A 269-nucleotide genomic window follows, 5' to 3' on the forward strand; every position below is an offset into this window, starting at 1 on the left:
GGTATGCTGAAGTAGACTCAAGCAATGCTAACGCCGACGTAAATGCCGCTACCGTAACCATTACGAAGAATATTGTTGATACCACTCCGCCTAGCGGCATAGTACCAAAGGCAATAGGTAACGATACAAACAGTAAACCTGGGCCCGCACTTGGCTCAATGCCATTGGCAAATACAATCGGGTAAATCGCTAAACCAGCCATTAGCGCAACCACAGTATCGGCGATGGCAATGTAGATAGAGGTTTTAGCAATAGACGCACCTTCAGGC

General features: G+C 47.6%; 1 pseudogene. It reads right to left on the reverse strand.

What is annotated here, in order from left to right:
- Positions 1 to 202: pseudogene (locus Q4528_RS14015) on the reverse strand (sodium-dependent transporter); the annotation flags it as partial.
- Between the last annotated feature and the right edge of the window lie 67 nt (positions 203 to 269).

It is taken from the genome of Staphylococcus pasteuri (assembly GCF_030547725.1).
GTDB lineage: Bacteria > Bacillota > Bacilli > Staphylococcales > Staphylococcaceae > Staphylococcus > Staphylococcus pasteuri.